Source organism: Xenorhabdus sp. KJ12.1 (assembly GCF_963876495.1).
Lineage (GTDB): Bacteria > Pseudomonadota > Gammaproteobacteria > Enterobacterales > Enterobacteriaceae > Xenorhabdus > Xenorhabdus stockiae.
The window spans coordinates 30,062-56,169 of the sequence record NZ_CAWNQH010000057.1; the positions used below are offsets into that span (position 1 = coordinate 30,062).

The following is a 26,108-nucleotide window of genomic DNA, read 5'->3' on the forward strand; positions in this document are numbered from 1 at the left end:
AATTATTTTAAAGGTATTTTTTTATAGGTTTATTATGGCTGAAAAATCAAAAGTCGTGCAGTTCAGGGCTACCCCAAAAGCACAAACTAAAATCAATGAATTGAAAGCTAGGCTGAAATCAAAAGGTGTTAAACCAAGTATTGAGGTGGTGCTCAACGCTATCCTAGAAAACATTACACTAGCAGACTTCGATAAATGCACTAAGCAGATCATTGCCGGTAACAGTGTTAAAACACAACTTATCGAGATGTTCAACGCAGGCAAAATCACAGAAGAAATGCTTGAGTTATTGATGAAAAACGCAGAGAAATCCACCGACAACTAACGCTTTTTCCCCTCTCCACCCACTTTATGACTCGCTCCATCAAACAGACACAACACGGAGCGAATCATGCCAAAAATATTAAATTTGTCCGCTTATCTGAATTCAATCAACTTAGCTATTTCACCTGTTCAACGAATCGATTGTGATTTTTTATCATAAAATAATATTATGTTCGCACTGTATAGTATTATTCTGTATTAAATTGAAAATAAATAAAATATTAGGAATCATAAAATAATGCATAACTATTTTATTTGTCTCGTAGCAATATCCCCTTATGAAGGCGCAGATTATGTGATCGGCGTATTTGATGAACTAGCCCTCGCAGAACAAGCCAAAGCTCAATTTAGCGCCATACTTTCAACAAATGAAAAAGGTGGGCTAGAGATGTTGAAAGAAAGCGAAAATCGGCTTATTGAAATTGAAGAAGTTAAAATTGTAGAACATCAAAGCGATACCCTGTTTACAAAGCCAATTTACATTGCCTCCCTGTTTAAAGAAGGGTTTGGACAAACTATTCGTGTCATTGAAGCCATTGTGGAGCCACACGATGCTGCACTACAAAAAATTAAAGAATTAGAAGCTAGATCAGACGCGAGCGAGCCAACATTCCCTGAATATTTTTCCTTAGAAAAATTAGTAATTAACCAGTTAAATCCTCAATCCGCTAATCAATGGTTAGAAAATGACTATTTCGGTGATGTTGACGACTATTTAGTGTGGAAATAAATGTATCAACGTTAGCAATAAGGTCTGGCTTTGTTTGTGACCGCTTCTCCGCTAGCAACCACTATTTCATTGCAGTCAATCATAGCTAAATAAACCCTAAAAGGCATTACAAAGTTAAAGAAATTAGGTGGTTCCGGCTTACGACTTTAATACTTAAGGATAAGGGAATTGCCCTTATCCTAGCTTTTTACTGATATTTTACCTCATCAATTCTGATTTTTCCGTTCATAAGGAAAACACCATTATCGTATATATCCTTTGCCTGCTCAATAATCTTTTTCTGCTCATCGGTGAGATCTGATAACAACTCAGAATAGCTACCTAATTGAACAATCTTAGACTCGCCTTCTGAATTGTCGAACTTATAAACTGTTTTAAAATTTAAAATCGAGTTATCTTCTAGCTGTTTTGCATCTTTGTAAAACACGACAATTTTAGGTGATATATAAATATTATCATCAACAACGGTCGCTTTCACAGTGAACATAAAAGATGAATCTGGGCTATATTTGTATTTATAAAGATTCAAAATGACAGCAGAATAAATATCTTTATTCAAATCATTGGTAATGGTTTTTAAAATTTTATTCTTATCATTTTGATCTATAACCGAAAAAATTTTTTCTTTATCGGCTTCTCGCTTTTTCTCCGCTAATGCTTTGGCTTTAGCCTCTTTTTCAGCTTCTTGTTTGGCCAACTCAATGTATTCATTTGCCTCGGTCACTCCTTTTTTTTCACATACAATCGGAGCAAAGTCGTCATAGCTATATTCATCAGCATAATTAACAAAAGGAACAATCCCATCTTTAGTGATTACCACATTCGCTATAAATGGCTTAAACCCAGTATAAGCACCATACACATTTTTTCCGTTGACCTCCCCACAGGCATAGGCTTTATCTTCCCTATCACGGTAGATGACAACATCACGAAACAAGGAAGATGTCGGGTCTTTCATAGCCCTGTTAACCTGCTCTTTGACAGCCTCTAGAATATCATCATCACTCGGTGAACAGGCTGTTAACAGAATAGAAACTGCTGCGATTATCATTTTTAGTGCGTTTTTCATGTACGATCTTATTGCAAATGAGAAAAAATATTATTTTCTTCTAATTGTTAATTTTTGTCACTAGAAAAATCAGCGTTTATTGCTATCGCCTCGTTCGAAGCCTATATTAGACTTTGAATATGACCATTATGATTAAGCTAAATGGCTTTCCAGAATGATAGGATACTGCCTGATTCCTCGTGGCGAGAGGAATCAAGCTCTCCACTAGCCTTAGTGGCTCACTATCATAAAAACCATTTAGATTCAAAGGAAATCAACCCCATCAACTACTATTGATAAATCATATTTAATTTCATTATCTATAACCTTAAATAATTAAACAAGCACCCAATAGATGCCGGTTGAATCCAAATAATAATCCCGTAGCTTGTGACGTTGAATTCAACACAGAAATATTAAAAGTAATCTGAAAATTCTATTGCATATGTCGGAACTGCTGAGTAATCGTGAAGATCACCCCTAGGTCCAATATTGCCATCACCAATTTTTATCCCTGTTGTTAAAGTTATTTTATTTTCATGAAATTTATATGCGGTCGAATAAAAGTTCCAGTCATTATTTCTGTGACTCCATAGAAGATATAAATCTGTAGCTCTAATCATTGGGAGCTTTAAACCTGTAGTAACCACATCATTCTCATTATTAAAATATACATTTTCACCTCGGAAGAATGGAACATATCGACTGGAGTATGTTAATTCTCCTCGTTCATTCCAGATATGAATTCCACAACCATCTTTCTGTGGAGTAAATCCAGAGGAAAAAACAACCACATATAAGTTGCAATCATGAGACACGGTAACTTTATTGTATATTCTGTCAGTGGAAACAGCACAATTTGGATTATCACTTCGGACAAATACTACTTGATTTTCTGGATTTGGCAAACCTGATGGAACACTCCATGATTGCCCTGCACTCATTTTAATTTTTTTTCTTAATACACAATAACCAAGCTCTTTTTCATTGGAAACAGTTAAAAATTGATTTGCCCCCTTAAAATCTAAACCATAATTATCTTTCTTTGTGTTTTTATAATATCCATACACATCTATAATGAATTCATCAGTAAATAACCATTCTGAAATAGAATAAAATTCATCAAGAGAATAAGGACTAATCCCCCAAATAATATAGTTACCCTGAATATCAAATTCAGTAATTGGTACTGAATACATATTAGCTCTCAAATAATACAATACATAATACAAACAAGAGCACCTTGGCACTATAACCAATTGATAGTTTTCAGCATTAGGTACAAAATGTTTATATTTATATTTAACATTTTCACCCCTTCCTTCCTGCCTCTGTTTAATTGTTGTTAATTTTGTTAATAAGTGGCTTTTTTCATTTAATAAAAAGGACTTACCGCCATCCGATGGGTAAACAACTAATCCAGATTTTTCCATTATAATCGACCTAACAATATCCAATTTCAGGGTATAGTGTGTAGAGTAAAGAAGCCTTTTATATAAGGCATATAAAACTAGCACATCATCAAAATAATAACACAAAGTTATTGTTAATGATGTTAATTACCCCATGTAATTAACATTAAAATTGGCCTAATTATTCAATTTTTTATGAAAATGAATATTGAGCGAAATATAGAAGGATACGAGTTTACTCAGAAAGGAATACTTGTTTAGTATTTTTCTTAATCGCCATGTCCAATTAAACGTGACTGTCTAAGCGGTCACTGCATTCAATAATGAAACGGCTCATCACAGCAGTAAATACTTTATTCCACTTGATAGAATGCCGAATCGCGCTAATCGCGTTCGTTATATGGTTAATCTACCAACCTACAACGAACGCAAGTATTGATCGGAAATATCTTTATGAAGTTCAACCATCCAGCAAGGGTACTTTATTAAGAACGTAAAAATCATTGTTTTTTGTATGTGTTATATTCTTCATATTGATTTTTATTGGAAGGTGAAATTTCATAAAATGTATTATTTTTTCTATATACTCCATCACTTATTTTTATCAGCAACTGGCTATTATCTTTAGTTAAAAAATAATAAGATGGATACTCTTCGTCTACAAGGTAACCGGCAAATTTAGGAATAACCTGATTTTTATCACGATAATCTAGATCAGGGAAATAGTCTTGAAAATACACGATTTGGTTATCTTTAATAAAGATATACTTCACTCCAACATCAAACATGTCTTGAAAATTCATTCCTATCGCATCACTAATATCTTTTCTAGTTATCCCTCTTGAAAAGATATAGGCTCTATCCCAATTAAATGGCGTTATCTTCTGTAAATCAATCATGCAATCTTTATTCACCTGACAGTTATCGTCAGCATAAGATGCAATAGCCTCTTTAACATCCCATTTATAAAAGAAGATAAAATAGATCAAAAATAACACAACTAAGGAGATAAGCATTTTTTTATTCTTTAGCGCCATGTCCGATTCCCTCTTGTGGCACAAAATTTTTCGTTTATTTATGTTATCGTAAAATTTACTTATAGAAAAATTTTTCTAAAGTTGGCATATTTTTATATGACATGATTATAGCTGTTTTTGATATAATTAATTATATGATAATTTCTTTGTGAAATATTTATCCCTTGCGTATGTATATATTGGTTACCAATCTTAAGCCATCTCCTATGGAGGTTGTGATTATTTTCCGTCCATTAATGAATCTTCTTTGACGCTTAATTAAACATATAAAAATAGAGTAATTACATAAAATTAGAAGCAGAATCTAATAATACAGACGTCTGCAAGATACCAATTGAAACCAAAATAATAACCCCGCAGCTTATCGCGGGGAATTCAACACAGAGAGATTAAAAGTAATCTGAAAATTCTATTGCATATGTCGGAACTGCTGAATAATAGTGAAGCTCATGCCTCGATCCGAAATTAGCATCACCAATTTTCATCTCTGTTGTTAAAAACTTCTTGAAAGAATTTCTATCCATTTCGTTTATTGCGATTTTCGTTTATTTCGATTAAACTCAATATGAACACTAACACATTAGGTATATACATATGAGCAATTCAACTCTAGTCGGCTTGAGCCTTCCGGCAAAGCATGAGATCGAAATCGCAATGCGCAGTCAACGAGAACTGGCCGCATTTCTTTCCACCACATTAGAAACTCAACAAATCAGCATTAAAGGTACAGATGACACATTTCACCAAATTGAACTACCTACCTCAGCATTAACCATGCTGATGGACATACTAGGGGAGTTGGCAGTCGGTAATGCAGTGCAAATTGTACCAGTCCACGCTGAACTTACGACGCAAGAAGCGGCAAACATAATGAATGTCTCCCGCCCTCATATGGTGAAATTATTGGAAGAAGGCCAATTGCCTCATCATAAAACGGGTAGACATCGCCGAGTGTTATTTTCCGATTTGATGGAATACAAAAAAAAACGTGATGCTGATAGCTTAGCTGCTATGCAAGAACTTGCAGATCAGGCACAAAAACTGGGACTAGGTTATTAAAAGGATGAAACATTCTCCTTATCCTGCGGTACTTGATGCCTGTGTTCTGTACCCAGCAAGATTACGTGATTTGTTGATGCATTTAGGTCTGGCTGGCTTGTACCAACCTAAATGGTCGGATACTATTCAGGACGAATGGAAGAGAAATTTACTGAAACAACGCTCTGATATAACGCCTGAAATATTGGAACGCACAACAACACTAATGAATAAAGCCTTGCCAGATGCCAATGTTACGGGTTTTGAGTCATTGATTGAAGGGCTAAAACTACCTGATAAAGACGATCGCCATGTACTGGCTACTGCCATACGTGCAAACGCAGAAGTCATAGTCACTATGAATCTGAAAGACTTTCCAGCCGATATTTTAGATGAATTTGGTATTGAAGCACTTCACCCAGACGAATTCATTTCAGACCTTTTGGATTTAAACCACGCCATTACGCTGGAAGCTGTCAGGCAGCAGCGTGTTGCACTAAAAAATCCACCTATGTCCACAAGTGAATTTTTAGGTATGTTGTTAAAACAAGGATTGCCTATGACGGTCAAAGCCCTTGATGCTTACAAATTTATTATCTAGTTTTACCAGTTGAACCGTTGCTTCTGAGGAAAGCTAATTGATATCGGAGGTAGCAATCTTCGTATCATTGCGTACATCAAATTTGAAACTCAGAACGTGTTTATAAAACACATAGTGCCCCACAAAGAGTATGACCGGCTCACTGATCACTACCGAAAAAATCCAGAATGATAGCTGTAAGCAATTATGAGAAATATGAAGTAGCGTTAAGCGCTACCCTGATAAATGCCATTCCCTTGTTGGACGGAAGCAATAAACGCGATGATTATGAACAAGCGCTTGAAATAGTAGAGCGGTTAATCGATATCGATGATGAAAACCCGCTTATAGGCCTGCTGGCGAAAAAAATCGCTGATTATGAGAATACAGCGCCCGAATTCGCCGAATTTAATGCACGTATTACCGCCGTACCGCAGGAGCTGGCAATGTTGCGTACCTTGATGGATCAATACGAGCTAAATCAAAGCAGCTTCAAAAATGAAATTGGCGCTCGTTCTTTGGTGAGCATGATTTTGAAAGGTGAACGTAAGTTAACGTTAGAACACATGAAAAACCTATCAAAACGTTTCAACCTGCCAGTATCAGCGTTTATCGATGAGAACAAATAATGCTTCTAAGCCTGCGGCGTAATGCAGGATTTTTTATTCAACGGGAAATAAGGCACCTGAATATGATGCCAAGAAAGGTACTGGGCGGATTAACACCAATGGAAGTATTTACCGGAGTACGTGTTGCATTTATTACTTAAATCCAGCATTAGATTTAGGAATAGGCAAAATCACTAGAGTATGGATATTTTCTGACTGGGAAATGAACGGTATTCTTCAGCCTTATAACTGCCATCTTCTTGGCGGATCAAGAATATTTTACGTTCTGCTTTCAGCGCCTTGCTAATCGCTGTTTGATGTACCCCCAGCGCATTTGCTGTTTCCACCTGACCATGTTGTCTAACATATTCTGATAATGGAATTTTTTTCATTGAATTATATTCAACCATTCAGTTGCCTGCTACTTTGCCTGATAATAAGCAAACCGTCCGATATATGGTTTCGACGAGAACATAAGATTTGGTAAAAATAGAGATTTTATGCTCTCTATTTTGAGCAATCACATCTCTATTTTTCTTAAATAACGTTAATAACGTTCAATAGAGATTTCTGTGTTATGTATCTGAGATTTTTTATGGAGAGTTCGCTCAATAAGTTGACCGTTTTCGTCAAAATAACGACTCGGCCAGATTTCTGAGGGGTGTATTCCGAGGTAATTGGCAATAATCCATTCGCCTTTAGGCCATTGCCTACTGAGGGCATTTGCCAGTGTAGACGAACTGAGTCCTGAGTCACGGGAGAGCGCGGCTAAGGTTGTACCACGCTTACGTAATGCAGCAATAATATCGGCTTGATGCCAGTCTTTTTTGGTATTGAACATTCCTGCTACCCCTTCCATTAATGAATATTGATGGTGGCGATTCAGACGGGGTTCGCAGTACCGGGACACTCGTCCGGCGAGACCGAAGTCTCCCCCGCCCGAATCACCATTGAAAAGGCGATAACAGGCACACTGGTAGAAACATCCTACCAGTGGAGTGTCTTTAAGGCTGCGAAACCTTACCACTGGATTTTGCCAATGGCGGAAGCACTTTAACCGATTGGTTTATTTGGATCAATAAGCGAACCATTACAATTGGTCACTTTTTATTGCTTATAAACTTTCTGGCGGTTAACAATGATAAGAATCCATCGGGCAAGCAGGTGAGTGCATTCAAAACCTTTATTGAGACTGCAATCATCGTTCTCAAGGCGTTAGTTGCGCTTTTAGAATTGAACCGTGCATTTTTAAGAACTTGCTTTGGCTGGTCAACACAACCAGATAAAAATAAGCAAACTGTGCCAAAAACAACCAACAATGCTTTATTTTTCATACAAACTTACTGTTATTGATAATCGTTCGCATTGTACAATTATATAAGCATTTATTACAATATAGGCTACAGCTACTATCTGATTTTTAAGCCGCCATGTGTTTGGTATGATTAGCTGATACCAATGAAATAACTAAGTAGAGAATACAATGAACAATGAATTACCAAAGGTAGATATTACATATGGTATCAAACGCAAATCGGATAGAAATTATAAGGGGTTTTTATTTAGTATCGTTCCAGCGGTTAAAGGGGCATATTCCGTTGAGGTGACGACAATAGACGGTAGCGTATTCACTGGCAACATATTGAAGTGCAATAACCGCAATGGTGTTATTGTATTTTCTGACCGAAGGATGCTTTTTTGTCAATTGGCAAAGATAAAATTTATCCCTCGACATGAATTTGACATCATCGAATCAAAAACTGAGTTCTTTGACAAAGATACATTGCCGAAGCCAAGAACGTTTAACTTAATACTAAACAAGGCCCACGCTGTCGGTAAAAAAAATGTGGCAGTATTTATGAATAATGGTGACATCTATAAGGGGGCTTGTCATAACTGTGATTATGATTCTGTCGTGCTAATTACAGACAACAATGAGCGAGAAGTCATCATGTATGATGCTATAAAACGCATAATTCCACTCGAAGCTGATGGATCACTAGCTGAATAATTGTTCTAAAAATTGGGGCTAGGTTTAATGCCCCTAAACAAACTAAATTTTGTATAAGGTGATCCATCGCTCTTACTCTCATACATTTTTTTAAGAACATTCATATTTCTATTGAAAAAATCGATTTATAACTCTGTCGGTCAACCAATTAATATAAGGCTTAATATTTAAATATATTATTTCCTCATGGAACACCTTCAATCGATTTGAAATTATTTCTAAGACTTTTTATTTTCAATAAAAAAATTTAAAACATATAAAAAATGCTTGATCTGTTTTTTTAAATCGTTATTATTATCGTCATCAAGTGATGTAAACACTATAAAAAATAAATCATTTCAGCGCAATAAGCGCACAATATAAAATAGGAATCTAAATCATGGCTAACTTGTCTAAGTCTATCATCGTTTCTTCTGTTAAATCCGTTGCTTCATTATTAGATACACAATATAACGATATCAAACAACGCTTATCTGATATTGCTACTCCATCCAGTGCAGAGAAAGCGGAATTACAAGCGGCTATTACCAAAGTTAAATACTTTTCTGGTTTATCTGAATTAGTTTCTAAAAATGAAAAAGCTGTTTCTGCTTTATACTTCATCATTAAAAACACTAAAAAAGATCCTAGCGACTTATTAAAGGAAATTGCTGTTAACTCTTACAGTTTAAATAAGTTTGGTTTTATTATTCGTGGTGTTGCTAATAGCTTTTATAACTATGATTTATCAGATATGAGCGCGTCTAATATCATGGCTATTTTAGATTTTATTACCACGGATAAAGTTAGATTTACTATGCGCCAATATCGTGATCAAATGACAGCACACAAAGAAAAAGCAGACAAAAAAGCAGATAGCGGATTTACGCAAACAAATCAATCATTAAAACTTTGTGAACGTTTGGGTATTGTGTCTCACACTGGTGGAAAAATAAGCATGGGTTATGGTGAATATAAAATTAATACAGAAAACGATTTAGTTAAATATTTAAAATCTATCTTCACCAAAGACAAAGAGACTCAAAGCGAGTTAGATTTATCAATCGAAAAATAAAAATTAATTGCTCTTATAAAATCCGCTCAAAGTAGCGGATTTTTTATTGTTTCTCGCTAGTCTTATCATTTCACGCAATCCACGTTTTAAAAGCCATAAACCACACTTACAGCGTTTTTATTCTTCTTCCTATACAAACCCACTAACCAGCGATTAAATTCGCTTAAAATCATTTCTACAGCTTTTTAGTGTTTTTCAGTTTTTGTTATTTCTAAGTAGCAATATCAAACATCTCATAAAAGCGCGTACAATCAATTTAGAGACGTTTTTAGATTGAATGCAAGAGAATGTATTGATAAAAGATAAAAGCTCTTAGAATGCTAAATATTGCGTTTAACTAAGCGCCTGCATAGCCTAGTCATTTTTGTTGATTGGCTAGATGAATGCTTCAAAATAGATACAAGAAAATTACATTAAAAAATAATAACCAATGAAATCATTCAAATAAGATTAAATAACAATATAAATCACCATTAAAACTATCTATTTTGTTATTTTTATCTATTTTTTCCCACCTTAACGTGATGCGACCCTTTCCCCGTTTCCCGAAACCGCCCTTTTCCCGTAGGTAGCCGTTTTCAAATTTTAGAGTTTTTATCCCCTTTCGCAACCGAAGGTTTTACTTCCCCTCATTGCACCTACTCCCTTCGGCTGATTGCTCACAAAAGAAAGACGGAGTTTTCCCCCGCTTTCTTCTTCATTCCAATTCACACAAAAATTAACTGGATTACAGACAAAAAACCTCTCGACTAAAATCTTTATTCAATTTGAAAAATTCAGTGCCGTTTGAATAGATTGGTGTTTTGTCTAATAAATAGAATGAGAGTGATATTTTCTCACAGGCTGATGGACGCTTATAAGTTTCTCGCCCTTTTCGAATTTCATCGGCAATACGCATTTTCAAACGTAAATGACGCCGGTTTTCTTCTATTTTTTCAGCTATTTTCTTATCCAACTCAAGATCATGTTCAAGAGCAGTATGATCGATAAATAGATTTTTAGCGTTGCCGTGGTTAAATGTGTTACGACACATGTTATTTACTCCATTTAGTTAATTATATTGTTTTCTTAATGGAGTTATTTTCACATGCTGGAAACGGCTACAAAGCGATAACTGACGGGCATAACAAGCAATACATCCCATAATGCAGGCGAAAAATACTAAATATTTGCGTTAGGGAAACTCCCTACGGTTTTTCACGGGAAAGTTCGGTAGCCGGGTAGAAAGAGGTCTATTGCCTACGGGAAACAGATGGGTAAAAAAAGCCGCTAACATAGCGGCAAAGATTCACGCAAGTTTTTCTCATCAGGCATACGATGGTAATGGATATTCTCACTAGGGACAGAAAGTTCGCCTTTTTCAATCGATACCATCTGTTCCATACTTTCAACTAAATCATTAAAAAGTTCTTTGTCCATAGTTTCTCCGTTGTATGAACATGCCGCGCTTTTGCGCGGCGTTGAATCATACATGGTACGATATTTTGTAATGTAATAAATGAGGATTCTTTATTTCGTCATTTTCTCTTGGGCTGTTTCCATAATCGCCCACTGAGTTAATGTCACCATGTCGTTGATCGCTTTATCGCGTTCTGACATTGGGTAATGTTTGGCTATTGTTGTAACACGTCTTCCGCTCTTCCATTCTTTACGTTTCAGCGCAATCCGCGTATCAATGAGTTTCCCATCAGATTTACGATATATTTCTTCTTCTGCTAGCTCAAATTGAGAGTGTCCGACTTCTACTTGCATAATAATTTCAAAAAGATCTATTTCGCGCGACTCATCTGGGAAAATCCTGTTTTCCGAGTTCATTAAGCTCTTAACAATACTGCGTTCCTTAATTAGCATTTTATCGTTTTGATGGAAGTATTTTGCCAATAGCAAATAGGCGAAAAAGCGGAAGCAGTAGGGATGATTAAAAGAAAAAAGGGGCGTAGTTTTTATTCTACGCCCCCGAAAATGTCAGTCTATAGACCGTTATTTGCCTACTTCTGCCGCAGGCTGTTCAACCGGTTTCTTGCCGACCAAAGCCAGTACTGATTCTGGCAGGTAATTCTCGGCAGAAATGTCACCCATAATACGAAGGCCATAAGTGCCAATCCAAGTGGAGTTGTTTAAGCCACTTTCCAGAACATCACTCACATCGGCCATCAGATTTTTAAATTGGCCTTCTACATCTTTGCGGTAGTGTTCGATTACCGATGTACAGAACTGATCATTACCACGACTCAAGCGAATAACGCCTAAATCGAATTTCTGGCTACGATCCTTACTAGTAATACGTTTAAATGTAGCGGTAGTAACTTCTTCGCCAGTGGTGCGATCACGAACAATAGTAGTGATTTCTGCAATCTTTTCACCAGCCGCTTCATTCTTACCAGATGAGTAGTACATGTCGAAAGCGAGGTTTGAGCGATTGATCTTTTGCATGGGAACCATTCCTTGTTTATTTAATTCCATTATTGAAGTGATTATCTTAACTTTTACAATTTGTTATTCAAGTTGTTTTCTTGTTTATTTATTTTCAAAGTTTACCAATGGCAGAAAAACAAATAAGTAAGGCAGATAAGAGTATAGTGAAGCTTGATCATGCTGCCGTAGGTGAACAACCTCTACTTACCGTAGGGAGTTAAAAACCGTTTAATTCCGTTTAGAACGCCTATAGAAGCAGTGTATGATAATCTCAAAAATATTGTCACAGGAACTTATCCCCTAGACTAACAAGATCACAGCCTATACCTATTTTCCAATTCAAAGCAGTTCCTATACACCGATACAGAAATTCAACCGTTCCCCTTTTATAGCCAACCGCCGTTTCCCGTAGGGGGATATTTCACATTTTCCCGTTTCTTACCGAGTGCTACCGTAGGGGAGGGAAAATGTTTCACCGAAGGCTTTGTGAGAGAAGGGGAATTCAGGGCTGAAAAAATACGGGAAAAGTACACGCTCCCTCGTACTCTCCTTACCTTATATACTCCACTTTCTATGATTCTCTCTACTGCTTTCTCTACTACGTACTGAACAACGTTTTATGACTACCGAGTGATCTCCATACTTGAGTAATTACTACCTTTACTTTTCTCACTTCATATACGTTTCTTGTAGCTTCTTGTGTTAGATATAACCTCGTTATCTTCTTGAGTGGTAGTATCTTTTACTGTATGGGTTATTGCTTTCCATGTTTTGTTTTCTTCATTTTCTTGATGATCAAAATTAGGTATTTATATTGTTTTATTATTTTTCATAATAAATTATTTATAACATTCTCCTATTGTTTTTATTTCTATAAATTCCTTGCTTTCATAGTTTGGCGTATGAACATCCAGCGTGTTCTGTCTCTGCTGGTTTTTTGTTGATGTTGACGTATCAGGAAATGACCTGAATTATTTCTCTTTGGTTTTTCTTTGGGAGATTAGACTCCAGTTAATTGCCTAGCAAAATTAGGTTGGTCATTTGCCGGAGTTTATCATGTGGGTTGTTTCTGATTGGTGTGCTCAAATTAGATAATTTGGATTTAAAACTGTAAGAGTTAGCCTGCGAATAGATCAACTTTTTGGTATTTGAAAATCAATTTTTTGTTGATATTTCATTGACCTAGTCATTTCAACACTGAATAGGTGTATCTAATTGATTTTGCTAAATTAGATTCATTCAATATGACTAAAGAGGGACATCAATTCATACTTATAGCAATGGTCAACTATAGGTAATGTTTTGTCACCATATTTGACGCGCTATTATTAGCCGAGGATATTCAATATAGGTGGAGGTAATCATCAAGTTTCGCCTCCATCCTTTGTCCTTACTTCCTATCAGTGATAAGCACGTTTACTGCCACACCTATGGTTTCGTAAACGTATCACCATTAGTCACTCTGGTTCTTCTTAGAGATTCATTCCCAAGAAAATGTAGCCTTTCTTGGATTAAATGTCAGCCTAGCTTTCTTCCAGTTTTCTTTTGTCAAAACCATCTCTATACATTGAGTAGGATAAAGGTCATCTGCTGGGGAAAATGTTTCATATGCGGAATCTGTATTAAGTTTAAACTGATGCGTGATTTTCATTTCCGTTTTATCATCAGGGAGTTGTAGTCTCTCGCACTCGATGAACGCTTCATCAAAATCATCAGGTAATCCTTCAAGCATACAGCCTTGTGCCCATGAAAGGAGTTGGTCAGGGGTGTATTGCTCCTCTTCTTCGTCTGAGGTCCTAGGTTTGTTTAATACTCGATCTAAAGTATTCCTAAGTGATGACAACATTATTGGGTATCTCTGATAAAGAATTTAGTGAGCGTGTTATAAAATAACTGCCACAATCAAGCAACCGAATTTTTGGATGTGATCATCCCACCGTGAGCATTATGTAAAATCAGTCTTTGTTTCCGAAGAGTATGTTCAGTGATGAAATATCTGTATTCAAAGCAGAAGCGGTTGTACTCATTGTTTACCACATTAAGAAATTTTTATTATTTTCATAGTTAGGTTATTTTCATACATATGAAAGTTTAGAAAATAAATTATTTAGAGTATTTGGTTATCAGGAAACTGAGCCAGTTGTAACTTTAGGCTTATTCATCCACACATGGATGCAAGAGGGGATTAGTATTATTTAGGGATAATGAATGTAGAAAATTACGTAATGACTGGAACCTTGTCACTTGAGCGGTGGAGAGGGAATCAGAAAACCTGATCCCACTACCCCGTTTTTTACTCATCCTGAGTAGCAACAGCCGCCGCTGAGCGCATCATTCCATGACGATGACAATATAACAACACAACTACATTAAATGCAATATGTATTTAAATACCTATTTAATGAAATTTTATTTTTAGAGCGATTTTATTCAAAGAATACATTAGCCCCTATTAACGGAATTATTCTAGCTAAAACTTCATCCATTACTTCGGGTTCTGCTTGGATAACGAATTTTGACTTTCTTTCCCTCCATGACAGCGTTTGGATCAGACTAGAGGCCACAACGCTCGGTTTATCCAAATTATCAACCGAAACTTCCGTTGCCCCACCTCTAATGCTTGTGCTGATAGGGCAACATATCACAAGCCCCGTTTTTTTACTGTACTCATGGCTCGAAAGAACAAGGGCAGGGCGATACTTACCGATTTCCTTACCTTTTGTTGGTTCAAAATCAAGCATAATAATATCGTTTCTGTTTGGGATATACGGGGTCATTACTCACCTAACTCTGTGCTGGAAACACTTGCGATCTCATCGGCATGAGCGGTATGCTCATTTAAACCGGAAAGCAAATAACTTTCTGAATAAATAGCTTTTCTTTTGCGAGGGGACAAAACAATCTTCCCTTCTTCTACAGTCAAATCCATAACTTGACCAATCTTCACACCTATTTTATTCAGAATATTTACTGGAATTATAATGCCCTGACTATTACCCCATTTTTTGATTGCTACACTCATAGCAGCCTCCAAATGACTAATTGTTTATACATAGTATAACTCACTCCACCAGTTTAGTAAAAAGACTTTATCGGTTTATTTATAAGCTAACGCCCATTATGTATGCATTTACTTATTGAATACATTTATATATGTATTTATTATCCATCCCCGTTGGTAATCACCCAACGACTGAATAAATACCGCTAGTTATTCAGTAAGTGGTGATGATGGTTAGGTGGTAGCGTTTCCTCCCCTGAAAACAAATAAATTGCGCTCAAGACCAACGACAAAGGCGGAAACTTACGGGCGAATGACTTTTTGACCGAGGATAAAGCAGGTTTAAGGTGGCAGTGATCTAATAACTACCCATGCTATTAAGCCGGTGTCCTTGAGAGATCTATCTAACCTTGATGGATCAACCAAGACCATACACCACGATTTTTTGTAAAAGCTGCATGGATGCCGGGGATGACCTCTCCCAAATGAGGTTCTGCATATTTGACTCTCGTATTTTAAGACAGATTCTTCATGTTAGTATTGGAAGGTTGAAAGCTGCTAAAGCAGTAAGCTCCGTAATCCTATGCCACCATAAGGTCATTAGACTTCTATTGTCGTAAGAAAAAAGTGCTAGAGGGGTGGTCGAGTATTAGGGTTAACATTCAATGGCGGGATGGGGAAGCATACGATATTTACCTTGATCCTCATAAATATTAAATAAACAACCCCGCCACAAACAGTGGGGAGTTCAATCCAAAGAGACTAACAGGGGGCGTTATGGATACAATTTTAAGAGAACCGACAACTGTGGGTGAAATGCTCTCAGAAGAATTTTTAAAGCCACTGAATATTACTCAAGCAAAATTAAGCGAGGCTCTTAATCTTTCCCGTCCGCGCATTGCTGAGATTATTAGTGGAAAACGCCGGCTCAGCATCGAAGAAGCTGTAACTTTAGCGGCATTGTTTGAAACTGACTCTGATTTCTGGATTAACGTACAAGCCAGCCATGATCGTTGGGAAGCACGGCAATTGATGACTCAGAAAACTAATATCAAACCCATCAAGGCATTATTAGCAAGATGATTTCCGACATTTCTTAGTGATTGCTCCCTGCCCGATAGCGGGGAGCAATCAGATTAGTTTTCAGACTCATTTATCGTTTGTCGGCCAATTTATAGATCTCATCATCGGCACGTTTGCCAACAGCTATAACAAGGAGTACTACTTTGTTATCATTTACCTCGTAGACCAAACGATATCCTGACGATTTAAGTTTGATTTTATATCGGTTAGTCCGTCCACTCAGTCGAGAAGCTGGAACATGGGGGTTTTCCAGACGTTCAGCCAACTTTTTTTTAAGTTGCTCCCGTATTGTGTGCCCCAAATTTCTCCACTCTTTAAGCGCTCGCTTCTCAAACTCAAGTTTATAGATCATCAAGGCTAACGCTCACGAATTCAGAATCTGTCATCCGTTCATCTGCGATACGGTTTAGTTCCGCGTCTTCCGCTAATTCCAGATAATAAGCGTACAGTTCAGGAGGAACACAATAGAATGCGGGTTCATTGCGATTAAGGATGGCAACTGCCCCCCCTTCTCCTTCTTCAATGGTTCCCATTGGATTACGTTTTAAATCAGTAATGCTAGCCGCTATTGTTGTTAATATCTGATAAGCCATATTGAACTCCACAGTTAACTGTATTTCAAATAATCTTCTAAAGAACCATATTAGCACTTTTAAAAGTGCTTTTAAAAGCATCTTTATCGGCAGAGTATACGGCAATTTTCACTAATCTATGATGAGCTACTATATCAATTTCATGACATCTCAAACTTCAAACAATACTTTCTTTTATTTGTTTCTTATACAGTTTTCTATGTCCTCAATCATCTTACGCTGGAAAAATACCTCATTAACCAGCACACCAACCATTTGCCGCATTTCTTCTTTATTCTCACCAGATTGAATACAACGAAATGCCCATTCCGCCAGCTCAAAAGACTGGCCTTTATCTTGAAGCCGTTCGCGCACATGGGCTGTGAAATCAGTTTCAACGAAAGCAACTACATTAACAGGTTCTGACATTATTTTATCTCCGCAGACATCATCATCTCCACAGTGTTTCCAATGCCTTGCTCCCAATATATTTATATTAATCTCTTTAAGAATTCTTAGAAAAAATCTAATAAATATATATGGGAGCAAGGTTGTTAAACTAAGCTGCGGCATTCTCTTTTTGGGATTTAGGTTTAACTGTACGTTTTGCTCTAACAGGCGGAACGTAACCGCCAATTTTCTTCATGATGTCAATTTCAACTTCACGATTAATACAGCCAATACCACCGGAATAGCCTCGAAAAACCACCAGCATACTACCGCCAGTGTTCATACGACTTTCTTTTAATCCCAGCGTTACATCCGGCTCCAAAAACGCCACACGGCCACCGACAATCATTACGATCTCATTGGCGAATTTTCTGGCTTTAAGATACCACTTGGTATCGATGGACTGAGGAATAAGCATTACCGTAGTGACTCCCTGACTTTGCTCACGAATTGCAGCATCAATCCACGGCTCAATTTTGGAGTATGGGGGATTTAAAAAGGCTTTTGTATCTGGTATTCCCCAGCTACATTTCAGGGCATCCTTTTCAACACCTATAAACTTCTCAAATAACGCATTCTCTTTATTACAGGCAATATCCACATCAAATTTCAGCGAGAGTATGGTCTCGGCGGCAGTGATACACCACTGAGGCGTTCGCCATAAATTCTTTAGTGACTTGTCTCTTTTCTGATTCTTAATTGTTGTCGCCATTCCCATTGCGTATTCACATACCTATTAAAAACAATAATTCTATAGAAAGTGATCTGTTCTTCAAGTATTGATTTGCTTGTCGGGAATGCGTCTACAATCAATTGTGAGACGTTTTTGACAGTTAGATAAGGAAACGTATTCACTAGATGTAATACGTCCCCTCAGATGATTCTGCTTACTGTGAGAATTGTTCTTTGAACATTCTTATCAGAGGGCTATCAGCTCTCAATGTAACATTCTTTCCAATACTGTCTGCAATACCCAAAGCTGGCAATGCAGCCATTAACTGACCAGCCTGAGTGCCGGCAGTTGCAGTTGGATAAGGTCGAGTCGGATTACTCATCATGTAAAGGCGGAAAATTTCAGATGATGCCGTGTTGTTCTTGATTAAACATTCAATCCCTAACTGCGTATATATCGACAGTTCGTTACCTCGTAGTGCCCATTGAGCTAAGTTAAGTACCTTGTCTTTCGCCTTGACCGGACACTTATCAACTATCTCTGTCATGGCTTCTTTTGTGACACCAAGTTTCTCGCAATCCTCAACGGTTAAATCAGATAGCTGAAAGCGAGGGCGCGTGACCGTTTCACGTTTACGAGTTGCCTTTTTAGGTTTTTCTATTTGCTCAACAGACTTTTTTTCCATCTTTTGGGAATCTGGTTTGGTTTTGACTTCTGGTTCGATCGGGTCAATTGAAGGTGTATCTGTAACAATCTCATCAGACAGTGCGGCTAGAGTAGCCTCTAAATCATCTTCTTCTGTATAGAAATCCAGATCAACTGATTCAGATAGAGGTTCTGTAGGTTTTGAAATTACCGGGGTTTCTATTTCATCCTCAACAATAGGAAGTTCTTCAATCCTAACAGCATCAGAGATGTCCTTCGTGTCCAGTTTTTCCAGCTCTGCACTCAGTTTCTCCAGCTCATTCAAACCTGATAATTCACATTTATTATCAGAGCGTATAGATGTATCTCCATTACCAAGAGCTTCCAACATTGCTTCTAAAGTTATTGTCTGAGATTCGGTATTCATAGTCGTTTTACTTTTCCTTATACATTTAAGATCCGTTAATTATTATGACCAAATTGATGAGGTAATGAAGTTGAAGTAATAGGCAAATGTAATATACTTCGTGTATATTCCAGTGTACTATACACGTATAATTAATTGGAGATAAGTCATGACAGCAAAACAACGCAATACACAAAGCGTAACAATGACTATAGAACGAGGCTTATTGAGTCGGGCACGTGAAGCAGGTATCAATTTTAGCGCGGCACTTTCTGCTGCTCTGGATGCAGAATTACGTCATTATGAGGCGAGGAAGTGGCAAGAAGATAACGCAGAAGCTCTAGAGGCATTAAATCGTTTTCATGATGAACATGGTTGTTTCAGTGATGAATACAGGACGTTTTAATTATGCAATTTACCGTTTATCGTAATACTGGAAAAACCGCTGTTTATCCTCTGTTACTGGATGTAACAAGCGACATTATAGGGCAGTTAAACCGCAGAATTGTTATTCCACTACTGCCTATTGAAAAATATCCAGACAACAGTCGTCCAGATCGAATGATTCCCCTTGTCAGACTTATAGACGACAAAGAATACGCTGTAATGACTCATGAGCTGGCAAGTATACCTGTTCGTGCCTTAGGTACTGAATTTTGTGATGTTACTCAATACCGTGACCAGATTAAGGCAGCAATGGATTTTATCTTTGATGGTATTTAAAAAGATAGGTTTGCTATGAAGCACCTGACTTATAAAGGTTATATCGGAACGATTGAATTTGATTTCGAAGATAATTACCTTTTCGGAAAACTGGCGTATATCCGTGATTTAGTCACCTATCAGGCGACAACAATTAAGGAACTGGAAGACGAATTCAAAAAATCCATTGAACTGTATCTTGAAGACTGTCAAGAACTGAATAAAAAATCGGAAATACCCATTTAAAGGCATCTCTCTATACAGTCTTGTGTGGGTAGGCTGATACAGAACAGCACAACAACCAAGAAGACGGATTTTATTTGCAGTTATTGTGAGCCAGCCGAAATGAAATGCGAGCATGACTGTTTTTAATTACGAACACTTACAGATAGCTGCGATAACCGTCAACAAGTGTAGGGCTGGAGTAGTCCCACACTTGTTATTGTTTAATGTTCTGAGGTGACCTACAAGGTTTCGTCCTGATCACCATATAAAACGATCCCAGATGTGTCGATTTGATTTTCCAACTGACGCAGGTCATAAGCACTCTGGAGACGTAGCCAAAACTCAGGAGTACTTCCCAGTGCAGCGGCAATGCGAATTGCCAATGATGGAGTTAACGCAGTTTTACCAGCAAGAAAACGCGAAATAGTAGCAGGCGTTACTCCGATATTGATCGCAAAGCGGCGACCACTAATACCCATATCAGCCAAATCTCTGGCGATAATCTCTCTTGGATGGGAAATTTTAAACTGCCTCATTAGTGATAATCCTCATAATTCAAAATGTAAGCATCACCATTTATGAACTGAAAAGTAATGCGCCAATTGGCTCATACTGTAACAGACCAGTAACCTTCGCGATCACCTTTCAGCGGATGAAATTTGTAGATTTGACGGTTTAACTCACCTATTTCATTGGCTGCATCGATAGCCTGTAAACGGTCGAATTCTATCAGCATCTTGCGACGGTACTCCTGAAGTAATTCCTTTTTCAAAAAGTTGCTTCAATCCTTTGTGTTTGAATGATTTAACCTTACTTTATCAATTTGTAATATATTGATAGATAAAATCTTCTTTTGTGTTGATGCGATAGATGATACTGTGCGTATACACAGGTAACATAATTACCTTAACACTACTATTTTTTATTGATTAAATTTTACAAAAACAATATTAACAGAATAAAATATCGATATTGTATTTTGTTTGGTGCATTACAGGACGTTATTAGGTTGATACAAGAGCAGTTTGTAAGTAAACTTAAATATAGAATCAGGTCGAAATTTAATCATTGCGATTAAATTCTATTAAATGGAGAGAGACCATGTCATTTACAAAATTCATAGATAAGGCATATGTTTCTCCTGATAAGATTATTAGGGAAACGGCCAGACTATTAAAAAACGAAAAAAGCGATACTGAAAATTGTTCACAGAGATTGCTGATCAGAAATGACGGTACTGTCCTGATCAATAGGAATAACAGAGATGTGATAGCAGCTTTTGAACATAATTTAAAAGCCTTATCAAAGGATAAGTAACTATTATGTGGCCTGTTTTTATTACTTTTGTTTTGATCTGTGGCTACAAATATATTGATAGTGACATACAGTCAAAAATTGAGCTACAAAAAGCACAAGGATGGAACGCTTATTTTCAAGTAGCTTTAAAGGGCGGTGAATTTTTGATCGCGGGTTTTGTTATGGCTGTATTTATTGAAATCCTATTATATCTAGCAATGTTCATTATGAATGTACCCACATATTTGGGGGCAGCGTACATGCAATTTACATTTGCTACAGATTTGAACGGATTTAGATACGCTACGGCAAGCTTTTTCTCATGGATTGTGGTTGTATCAACAGTTCTTATGAGTATAGGGCAAGCTTCAATAGCTAAAAATAGATCAGAAAACTATGAATACAAAATTAAAGCTATTAAGGATAATGCAAAAAAAGACGCTGTAAATGAGTTGTTGCTAGAATCCTTGGAGGGTAATCTTCTCGTTATGGTCACCCTTAAATCTCGTAAAGTATATGTTGGAATGGTTGATGCTGCAAAATTTTACAATTTCCATACCCATTCAGATGCAATGGTGTCAATCATACCATTCATAAGTGGCTATAGAGATAAAGACAGCCTATCTTTTAAGATAGAGAATAATTATGCAATTATTTATGATCAAAAAAATATAACGTTAACTTCTGAACCACTATCTGTGGAACAATTTCGACACATATTGCCAATAGACCAAATAGAATCATTCTCCCTTTTTGATCCAGTTACGTACATGTCATTTAAAGAAAAATTGATAGATCCCCCACCGGTAGAAATGGATAGCTAGAATAAGGTCGCTGAATGCGACCTTTTCTATATATTCCATCGTAATAAATTCATCTTAAGTGAAAATTAATTTTTTTGTTTGTTAAACACAGCTTTCAAATAGTCAAATCTTGAGCCGGAATAAAGAGGAACTGAATTTAACTATTTTTCATACACCTTCATCAGGCAACTGAAACAACCCATATTTTTTACGGGCAGTAAAAAAACAATCCATCATAAGCTGTGTATCATACAAAGCACCATGCGCCTTCTCTTCGTCATATTCAAAACCAAGCGCAAAAGCTAATTCACGCAAAGTCGGGCGCTTACCGTCCTGTGTTGCCCATAGACCGTGAAGCATCGTATCCAGCCAAATTAGATTTTGCTTCAGTTTTACACCGTGCAATCTCATTTCATGATCAATAAACGGTTTATCAAATCCCAGTCCGTTATGTGCCACAATTACAGTGGCGTTATTCAATATCGCCGCAATAGCGTGGCATTTGCTTTCAAACAACGGCTCTGCAACCAAATCAGACAACTTAACACCTGTAACTTCCTGTGCTTTGGCTGATATTTCCCGCCGTGGATTAAAACGCATTGCAAAATCTTTAATGACTGCGCCAGTAACCAAATCACGAGCGCATAATGCAATTTCAAAGATACGATGCCCATCAGCGTACTCTAATCCCGTGGTTTCAAGGTCAAGCCCAACGGCTATCTTTGTCATAGTCGGGTCGCTCCATTCTTACTAAACGTCATAGCCTTAGAAATAGCAGCTTTCAATGTATCCGGTTCATTCTCGAATGATTCTGATTTCTCAGCTTTTTGGCCTGAACCAGTGACCATCATAGAAGTTAATGTGCGGTTGAACATATCCAGTTTTAAAATCACCACTGTTCCCTTGTGTGCAAACACCATCGGGAATTTGTCTTGCTTATCGGATTTCTGAATTTCGGTTAAGACGACATTCAGTGTTTCCCCAACATCATTGCTAACCAAGCCTTGTACCGAATCAAATACAGCAGATATTCCAACAAATGCCTCACGCCGTGTAATCATGCTCTTCTCGAATCGAGTCACTATATTTTCAATAGCTACAAGCGCCTTGCGATCTATCTCTTCACGCAAATCAATCAATTCGTCTTCTGGTCGTGTTGTTTCGTCATAGTTAATAGCTTCTGACATTGTTTAAATCTCCGTTGTGTGGTCAGTTAATTTTCAACTAACCACATAGGCATAAAAGGATTAATGAGCGGTACTGGTTTCATAATTAAATGAATCGATGTAACGGGCATACACACCGATTAGCGAATTAACACGGCGTTGAAGTCCAGTCATATCACGAGGGATCATGCGAAATTCAACACCTTTTGTGCTTGAGAAATTAGAAAATCGACCAAGTTCTCCCTCTATGAGACTTTCCAGTTTCATGCGATAACCTAAGTGCATTGAAGCTCTGTCTTTGCGCTTCATATCTTCTTCATCGACCTTAAAGCCGCCATGAACCAAAATAATGTGGGAAAAGTGTTGTGTTACTGCCAACCGTGATTCGGTTAAGATATCGAGCAAGGAAAATTCAATAGACTTACCATCCTCTGAGCCTTCAACAATCGTTGGCGGCACATAGGCCAGCGTAAAAGCCATGACATCAATTGGTGTGCGGTCTGTTATAAAACTCTCATCGGGATAGCTGCTATACAATTCATGAACCACTGTCTCCTGCATATTGAAATACTGTTTAAGGGTCATTTCAGAGCGACAATCAAAGCCGTTGCGTTTGAGAATACCGCGTACATTGGCATCAAAATAACGAATACCTATCTGTTCTGAAAAAGTTTTAGCCAGTGTGCTTTTTCCTGAACCTTGCGCACCAGTTAAGCCGAGTCGAAATATAGGTTTCATGGTGTTTGCTTCCAATACATCACATGATCAAAAGCAGGTTCATTTTCCAGCTCATCGTAGTAGTTGAGAGTCATACGGCGATCAAATATTGCTTTCAGCTCATCCATAGGGAAGAACGTATCGGCATTAACAGCATCAATTTCTATGTGAGAAATAAAAGCGCGATCAGCAATATTAATAAACTGATGATAGATTTCAGCACCACCTATGATGTAAACCGCATGAAATTCCGCTAATGCTTTCACTTCATTAGCATCACGGATAATTGAAAATCCGGCAGGTACACGGTTGGGATTACGTGAAAGAACAAAATTAATGCGATCCTTTAATGGCTTTCCCAAACTTTCAGCCGTTTTTCTTCCCATCACCACGATTTCGCCAAGCGTCCTCTGCTTGAATAATTTCAGATCACGCGGACAATGCCACGGCAAGGCGTTGTTAACGCCTATTCCATTGTTCTTTGCTACCGCAGCAATTAACGAAATCACATCACACCTCTCGATACGGTATAAACAGTAGGACGATGTGGGTGATGACGAAAATCATGCTCATCCTGTCGTTCCGTACATAGGACGGCAATAATCTGACCACCATTTTCATTTAAATGCTCTTTTACCGCTTTTACTTTAAAGCCACGACCAGCTTGCTTTGATGATGGCAAGTACAGGAAGTCAAAGAATACACCGTACTCTTTAAGCCAATCTTCTGTTTGTTCCATATATTCGACAGGACGGTCTTCAACAATAAGAATATCGCATCCGGTACGCTGGAAGCCTTTAAGCATACGAATGGATGAAATGATTGCCTCATCACGCTCATGCCGTTCGTTGTACTCAATAATGCTTCCTTCTTTCATCAGATGCAGTCGATCAGAGTTATCAGAAAGTACACCATCGATGGTGCATATAACTAAAGGTTGCATGGTGAAATATCCTTATTTCGCTACCGGTACTTTGATCCACGGATAAGATCTGTAGCCATAAATCTTTATCCCTTGCCAATTAAAATCACTCAGTTCTTTCCATGAATCAGGAAAAACAACAATCGGATTGCTGTCCGGCATGTCAGTGCGGTTTAAATAAGTGGTTACACCATCTTCATGATTGTTGTACAGGTGAACATCGAATCCAAAATGAGTGAAGTTACAGGCCATGTGATCGGTGATGTGAGCGAGGTAGTGAGTAATGATGCTATAACCGGCAATGTTAAAAGGCATACCGACAAAAGTATCAACACTACGTTGCACCATACCTGTATTTAGTACACGACGGGGGATATTGTGATGGTCAAGCCATTCATGGGTAAGACTCGACATAAAGTCATCATAACTTGCACTGTCCCTTTCCATTATCGGCTTAATTGCCAGTGCAAAGTCAGCGTATTTTGATTCAATATCATGTTCAATGTGATTAATGCCGATACGGAATGCCATTACCAGACGATTAACTGGATCAATTTCACGACTCCACGCACCAAATGCAAAATGGCAAGGTGGAAGCTTCATATCCTCCAATTCACCTACGTTCCATGCCGTCATAATATTACGTCGGTTTTCAGGATCATTACGCAGATTGTCAACGATGCGCTGTAACTGGTCGATTTGACGGGTTATTGCCAAACGTCCATCTGTCAGAGTTCCCTCAATGGTATACCCACGATTTTTAATCTGCTCATATTGTTCTGGAGTAACAACACGAGTATCACTCCATTGACGCCATTGCTTTCCATAAACGGGGCCAAGATCGCCGTTTTCATCAGCCCACTGATCCCAAATTGATACACCGTTCTTATTCAGGAAATTAACGTTGGTAAGACCTTTGAAATACCACTCAAGTTCTACAAGTAATGGCTTCTGGTTAACTGCTTTACCGGAGATCATTGGAATAATGCCCCCATCCAAATGATAGAAGCTCGGAATGAAGCAAAGCCCGATTGTGCCAACACCAGTTCTGTCTGTACTGGACGAAAGGCCGAATTGAGCTATATCTGAAACAATATCACGATACGATTCATCATTAAGAACCGGGAAATTATTCTGGCTGGCTGGTTTGTTTGATTCTGTCATTTTAAATTATCACCGTACTCATTTAC

The 26,108-nt window shown here is 37.6% G+C and carries 40 protein-coding genes and 1 pseudogene; 16 read left to right on the top strand and 25 right to left on the bottom strand.

What is annotated here, in order from left to right:
• Window positions 1-34 precede the first annotated feature (34 nt).
• The gene (locus tag AACS92_RS05340; protein WP_099110305.1) at window positions 35-325 is read left to right on the top strand and encodes a hypothetical protein; all 291 of its coding nucleotides are present in this window, start codon (window positions 35-37) and stop codon (window positions 323-325) included.
• A gap of 237 nt (window positions 326-562) precedes the next feature.
• Entirely contained in the window at window positions 563-1,054 is a 492-nt protein-coding gene (locus AACS92_RS05345) for a hypothetical protein (protein WP_099110306.1), read from the top strand.
• 187 nt (window positions 1,055-1,241) lie between these two features.
• On the opposite strand, the gene AACS92_RS05350 is transcribed toward AACS92_RS05345, so the two are convergent.
• From AACS92_RS05350 to AACS92_RS05360, 3 genes are all read right to left on the bottom strand, one after another.
• Window positions 1,242-2,123, bottom strand: coding sequence for a hypothetical protein (locus AACS92_RS05350; RefSeq protein ID WP_099110307.1), 882 nt, complete (start codon window positions 2,121-2,123; stop codon window positions 1,242-1,244).
• Window positions 2,124-2,518: 395 nt separating this feature from the next.
• Window positions 2,519-3,535 (bottom strand): DUF6453 family protein, encoded by a 1,017-nt coding sequence (locus tag AACS92_RS05355; RefSeq protein ID WP_193756939.1) that lies wholly within the window; start codon window positions 3,533-3,535, stop codon window positions 2,519-2,521.
• 479 nt (window positions 3,536-4,014) lie between these two features.
• Entirely contained in the window at window positions 4,015-4,551 is a 537-nt protein-coding gene (locus AACS92_RS05360) for a hypothetical protein (RefSeq protein ID WP_099110308.1), read from the bottom strand.
• Between the two features lie 594 nt (window positions 4,552-5,145).
• Here AACS92_RS05360 and AACS92_RS05365 point away from each other — a divergent pair.
• The 5 genes from AACS92_RS05365 to AACS92_RS05385 are packed head-to-tail and all read left to right on the top strand — an operon-like array spanning window position 5,146 to window position 6,938.
• Window positions 5,146-5,610, top strand: coding sequence for a helix-turn-helix domain-containing protein (locus tag AACS92_RS05365; protein ID WP_099110309.1), 465 nt, complete (start codon window positions 5,146-5,148; stop codon window positions 5,608-5,610).
• A gap of 4 nt (window positions 5,611-5,614) precedes the next feature.
• On the top strand, window positions 5,615-6,190 hold the full coding sequence (locus AACS92_RS05370; RefSeq protein ID WP_099110310.1) for a PIN domain-containing protein: 576 nt from the start codon (window positions 5,615-5,617) through the stop codon (window positions 6,188-6,190).
• A 42-nt stretch (window positions 6,191-6,232) separates the two neighbouring features.
• The gene (locus tag AACS92_RS05375) at window positions 6,233-6,361 is read left to right on the top strand and encodes a type II toxin-antitoxin system HigB family toxin (protein WP_255398515.1); all 129 of its coding nucleotides are present in this window, start codon (window positions 6,233-6,235) and stop codon (window positions 6,359-6,361) included.
• Entirely contained in the window at window positions 6,358-6,798 is a 441-nt protein-coding gene (locus AACS92_RS05380) for a helix-turn-helix domain-containing protein (protein WP_099110311.1), read from the top strand. Before AACS92_RS05375 ends, AACS92_RS05380 begins: the two co-directional genes overlap by 4 nt.
• Window positions 6,798-6,938, top strand: a complete 141-nt coding sequence (locus AACS92_RS05385) for a hypothetical protein (RefSeq protein ID WP_193756940.1) — start codon at window positions 6,798-6,800, stop codon at window positions 6,936-6,938. Before AACS92_RS05380 ends, AACS92_RS05385 begins: the two co-directional genes overlap by 1 nt.
• Before the next feature lie 33 nt (window positions 6,939-6,971).
• Here the strand turns inward: AACS92_RS05385 and AACS92_RS05390 are convergent, their stop codons facing one another.
• Window positions 6,972-7,187: a Cro/CI family transcriptional regulator gene (locus tag AACS92_RS05390; RefSeq protein ID WP_369800390.1), complete on the bottom strand. Its 216-nt coding sequence runs from the start codon at window positions 7,185-7,187 to the stop codon at window positions 6,972-6,974.
• Between the two features lie 137 nt (window positions 7,188-7,324).
• Window positions 7,325-7,618, bottom strand: coding sequence for a helix-turn-helix domain-containing protein (locus AACS92_RS05395; protein WP_099110312.1), 294 nt, complete (start codon window positions 7,616-7,618; stop codon window positions 7,325-7,327).
• Between the two features lie 323 nt (window positions 7,619-7,941).
• Here AACS92_RS05395 and dinQ point away from each other — a divergent pair, with 323 nt between their 5' ends.
• From dinQ to AACS92_RS05410, 3 genes are all read left to right on the top strand, one after another.
• Window positions 7,942-8,130 (top strand): damage-inducible type I toxin DinQ, encoded by a 189-nt coding sequence (gene dinQ, locus AACS92_RS21845; RefSeq protein WP_369800391.1) that lies wholly within the window; start codon window positions 7,942-7,944, stop codon window positions 8,128-8,130.
• Between the two features lie 130 nt (window positions 8,131-8,260).
• A complete protein-coding gene (locus AACS92_RS05405) occupies window positions 8,261-8,788 on the top strand; it encodes a hypothetical protein (RefSeq protein ID WP_099110314.1) in 528 nt (175 codons plus the stop codon).
• 379 nt (window positions 8,789-9,167) lie between these two features.
• Window positions 9,168-9,842 (top strand): hypothetical protein, encoded by a 675-nt coding sequence (locus tag AACS92_RS05410; protein WP_099110315.1) that lies wholly within the window; start codon window positions 9,168-9,170, stop codon window positions 9,840-9,842.
• Between the two features lie 727 nt (window positions 9,843-10,569).
• On the opposite strand, the gene AACS92_RS05415 is transcribed toward AACS92_RS05410, so the two are convergent.
• From AACS92_RS05415 to AACS92_RS05445, 7 genes are all read right to left on the bottom strand, one after another.
• Window positions 10,570-10,875: a hypothetical protein gene (locus AACS92_RS05415; RefSeq protein ID WP_099110316.1), complete on the bottom strand. Its 306-nt coding sequence runs from the start codon at window positions 10,873-10,875 to the stop codon at window positions 10,570-10,572.
• 236 nt (window positions 10,876-11,111) lie between these two features.
• A complete protein-coding gene (locus AACS92_RS05420; RefSeq protein ID WP_241537953.1) occupies window positions 11,112-11,261 on the bottom strand; it encodes a hypothetical protein in 150 nt (49 codons plus the stop codon).
• A 90-nt stretch (window positions 11,262-11,351) separates the two neighbouring features.
• On the bottom strand, window positions 11,352-11,657 hold the full coding sequence (locus tag AACS92_RS05425; RefSeq protein WP_099110317.1) for a hypothetical protein: 306 nt from the start codon (window positions 11,655-11,657) through the stop codon (window positions 11,352-11,354).
• 165 nt (window positions 11,658-11,822) lie between these two features.
• Window positions 11,823-12,275, bottom strand: a complete 453-nt coding sequence (locus AACS92_RS05430; protein ID WP_099110318.1) for a hypothetical protein — start codon at window positions 12,273-12,275, stop codon at window positions 11,823-11,825.
• 1,462 nt (window positions 12,276-13,737) lie between these two features.
• A complete protein-coding gene (locus tag AACS92_RS05435) occupies window positions 13,738-14,103 on the bottom strand; it encodes a hypothetical protein (RefSeq protein ID WP_241537954.1) in 366 nt (121 codons plus the stop codon).
• A gap of 580 nt (window positions 14,104-14,683) precedes the next feature.
• Window positions 14,684-15,034 carry a type II toxin-antitoxin system PemK/MazF family toxin gene (locus AACS92_RS05440; RefSeq protein ID WP_099110319.1) on the bottom strand — a complete coding sequence of 117 codons (351 nt, stop codon included), beginning with the start codon at window positions 15,032-15,034 and terminating at the stop codon, window positions 14,684-14,686.
• On the bottom strand, window positions 15,034-15,279 hold the full coding sequence (locus AACS92_RS05445; RefSeq protein WP_099110320.1) for an AbrB/MazE/SpoVT family DNA-binding domain-containing protein: 246 nt from the start codon (window positions 15,277-15,279) through the stop codon (window positions 15,034-15,036). Before AACS92_RS05445 ends, AACS92_RS05440 begins: the two co-directional genes overlap by 1 nt.
• A gap of 756 nt (window positions 15,280-16,035) precedes the next feature.
• On the opposite strand from AACS92_RS05445, the gene AACS92_RS05455 reads away from it, so the two are divergent.
• Window positions 16,036-16,341 (top strand): HigA family addiction module antitoxin, encoded by a 306-nt coding sequence (locus AACS92_RS05455; RefSeq protein ID WP_099110321.1) that lies wholly within the window; start codon window positions 16,036-16,038, stop codon window positions 16,339-16,341.
• 70 nt (window positions 16,342-16,411) lie between these two features.
• Here AACS92_RS05455 and AACS92_RS05460 read toward each other — a convergent pair whose 3' ends face one another.
• The 5 genes from AACS92_RS05460 to AACS92_RS05480 all read right to left on the bottom strand — a co-directional run bounded on the left by AACS92_RS05460 (window position 16,412) and on the right by AACS92_RS05480 (window position 19,108).
• Window positions 16,412-16,693: a type II toxin-antitoxin system RelE family toxin gene (locus AACS92_RS05460; protein ID WP_099110322.1), complete on the bottom strand. Its 282-nt coding sequence runs from the start codon at window positions 16,691-16,693 to the stop codon at window positions 16,412-16,414.
• Window positions 16,683-16,934 (bottom strand): type II toxin-antitoxin system Phd/YefM family antitoxin, encoded by a 252-nt coding sequence (locus AACS92_RS05465; RefSeq protein WP_099110323.1) that lies wholly within the window; start codon window positions 16,932-16,934, stop codon window positions 16,683-16,685. The genes AACS92_RS05460 and AACS92_RS05465 overlap by 11 nt, the downstream gene beginning before the upstream one ends.
• A 174-nt stretch (window positions 16,935-17,108) precedes the next feature.
• Window positions 17,109-17,342 carry a hypothetical protein gene (locus AACS92_RS05470; protein ID WP_099110324.1) on the bottom strand — a complete coding sequence of 78 codons (234 nt, stop codon included), beginning with the start codon at window positions 17,340-17,342 and terminating at the stop codon, window positions 17,109-17,111.
• 130 nt (window positions 17,343-17,472) lie between these two features.
• Entirely contained in the window at window positions 17,473-18,075 is a 603-nt protein-coding gene (locus AACS92_RS05475) for a phage N-6-adenine-methyltransferase (RefSeq protein ID WP_241537955.1), read from the bottom strand.
• 175 nt (window positions 18,076-18,250) lie between these two features.
• Window positions 18,251-19,108, bottom strand: coding sequence for a hypothetical protein (locus AACS92_RS05480; RefSeq protein ID WP_099110326.1), 858 nt, complete (start codon window positions 19,106-19,108; stop codon window positions 18,251-18,253).
• Window positions 19,109-19,256: 148 nt separating this feature from the next.
• Here AACS92_RS05480 and AACS92_RS05485 point away from each other — a divergent pair, with 148 nt between their 5' ends.
• From AACS92_RS05485 to AACS92_RS05495, 3 genes are read left to right on the top strand one after another with little or no spacing between them, the layout of a single operon-like run.
• The gene (locus tag AACS92_RS05485; RefSeq protein WP_099110327.1) at window positions 19,257-19,493 is read left to right on the top strand and encodes a type II toxin-antitoxin system CcdA family antitoxin; all 237 of its coding nucleotides are present in this window, start codon (window positions 19,257-19,259) and stop codon (window positions 19,491-19,493) included.
• Between the two features lie 2 nt (window positions 19,494-19,495).
• Window positions 19,496-19,810: a CcdB family protein gene (locus AACS92_RS05490; protein ID WP_099110328.1), complete on the top strand. Its 315-nt coding sequence runs from the start codon at window positions 19,496-19,498 to the stop codon at window positions 19,808-19,810.
• A gap of 15 nt (window positions 19,811-19,825) precedes the next feature.
• Window positions 19,826-20,035: a type II toxin-antitoxin system HicB family antitoxin gene (locus tag AACS92_RS05495; RefSeq protein ID WP_193756941.1), complete on the top strand. Its 210-nt coding sequence runs from the start codon at window positions 19,826-19,828 to the stop codon at window positions 20,033-20,035.
• A gap of 218 nt (window positions 20,036-20,253) precedes the next feature.
• On the opposite strand, the gene AACS92_RS05500 is transcribed toward AACS92_RS05495, so the two are convergent.
• Together AACS92_RS05500 and AACS92_RS05505 are read right to left on the bottom strand one after the other, a co-directional pair.
• A complete protein-coding gene (locus AACS92_RS05500) occupies window positions 20,254-20,550 on the bottom strand; it encodes a HigA family addiction module antitoxin (RefSeq protein ID WP_099110329.1) in 297 nt (98 codons plus the stop codon).
• Window positions 20,550-20,799: pseudogene (locus AACS92_RS05505) on the bottom strand (type II toxin-antitoxin system RelE/ParE family toxin). The gene AACS92_RS05500 and the pseudogene AACS92_RS05505 overlap by 1 nt, the downstream one beginning before the upstream one ends.
• A 316-nt stretch (window positions 20,800-21,115) precedes the next feature.
• Here AACS92_RS05505 and AACS92_RS05510 point away from each other — a divergent pair.
• Both AACS92_RS05510 and AACS92_RS05515 read left to right on the top strand, forming a co-directional pair.
• Window positions 21,116-21,331 (top strand): hypothetical protein, encoded by a 216-nt coding sequence (locus tag AACS92_RS05510; protein WP_099110330.1) that lies wholly within the window; start codon window positions 21,116-21,118, stop codon window positions 21,329-21,331.
• Window positions 21,332-21,336: 5 nt separating this feature from the next.
• The gene (locus tag AACS92_RS05515; RefSeq protein WP_099110331.1) at window positions 21,337-22,134 is read left to right on the top strand and encodes a hypothetical protein; all 798 of its coding nucleotides are present in this window, start codon (window positions 21,337-21,339) and stop codon (window positions 22,132-22,134) included.
• A gap of 147 nt (window positions 22,135-22,281) precedes the next feature.
• Here the strand turns inward: AACS92_RS05515 and AACS92_RS05520 are convergent, their stop codons facing one another.
• Genes AACS92_RS05520 through AACS92_RS05545 form a run of 6 tightly spaced genes read right to left on the bottom strand, consistent with a single transcriptional unit; the run spans window position 22,282 to window position 26,082 of the window.
• The gene (locus AACS92_RS05520) at window positions 22,282-22,842 is read right to left on the bottom strand and encodes a 3'-5' exonuclease (protein ID WP_099110332.1); all 561 of its coding nucleotides are present in this window, start codon (window positions 22,840-22,842) and stop codon (window positions 22,282-22,284) included.
• A complete protein-coding gene (locus tag AACS92_RS05525; protein WP_099110333.1) occupies window positions 22,839-23,300 on the bottom strand; it encodes a hypothetical protein in 462 nt (153 codons plus the stop codon). Before AACS92_RS05525 ends, AACS92_RS05520 begins: the two co-directional genes overlap by 4 nt.
• A 60-nt stretch (window positions 23,301-23,360) precedes the next feature.
• On the bottom strand, window positions 23,361-24,017 hold the full coding sequence (locus AACS92_RS05530) for an AAA family ATPase (protein ID WP_099110334.1): 657 nt from the start codon (window positions 24,015-24,017) through the stop codon (window positions 23,361-23,363).
• Window positions 24,014-24,505: a dihydrofolate reductase gene (locus tag AACS92_RS05535; RefSeq protein ID WP_193756942.1), complete on the bottom strand. Its 492-nt coding sequence runs from the start codon at window positions 24,503-24,505 to the stop codon at window positions 24,014-24,016. Before AACS92_RS05535 ends, AACS92_RS05530 begins: the two co-directional genes overlap by 4 nt.
• Entirely contained in the window at window positions 24,502-24,939 is a 438-nt protein-coding gene (locus AACS92_RS05540) for a hypothetical protein (protein WP_099110336.1), read from the bottom strand. The genes AACS92_RS05535 and AACS92_RS05540 overlap by 4 nt, the downstream gene beginning before the upstream one ends.
• Before the next feature lie 12 nt (window positions 24,940-24,951).
• The gene (locus AACS92_RS05545; protein ID WP_099110337.1) at window positions 24,952-26,082 is read right to left on the bottom strand and encodes a thymidylate synthase; all 1,131 of its coding nucleotides are present in this window, start codon (window positions 26,080-26,082) and stop codon (window positions 24,952-24,954) included.
• Window positions 26,083-26,108 lie beyond the last annotated feature (26 nt).